At 62.9% G+C, this 310-nt stretch carries 1 protein-coding gene; it reads right to left on the bottom strand.

All coding sequences use genetic code 11. The features are described from left to right. Window positions 1–310: ATP-dependent Clp protease proteolytic subunit (locus tag ACK8OU_RS20565; protein ID WP_410305180.1), on the bottom strand; the 310-nt coding region annotated here is incomplete at both ends.

Here is a 310-nt window from a genome sequence, read left to right as displayed (position 1 = left end):
AGACCCGTCTGCATCGCCTGCATCAGCGTCAACTCCGCCTGCCCTGTCAAAACCGTTGGCATCTCCACCGGTTTCCGCAACGGCCTCGACAAGGTTCGGCGGCGCCTTGCGGAACCGCGTGACGTCGAAGGATGCGGCGAGTTTCACGGGTGCGGCGATCTGATCGATCAGGCCAAGATCCAGCGCATCCTTCGCATCGAGCCAGGTTTCTGCCGCCATCAGCGCGGCGATCTCGTCATCCGGTTTGCCGGATTTGGCGGCATAGCCCTGAATGAGACTGCCCTTCACCTTGTCGAGCGCCTCGGCCGTC

The sequence above is a fragment of the Pontitalea aquivivens genome (assembly GCF_046507575.1).
In the GTDB taxonomy this organism is placed as follows: Bacteria; Pseudomonadota; Alphaproteobacteria; order Rhodobacterales; family Rhodobacteraceae; genus Pontitalea; species Pontitalea aquivivens.
The sequence above is the reverse complement of the archived record's forward strand: the minus strand, read 5'-3'. Positions and strand labels throughout refer to the sequence as shown.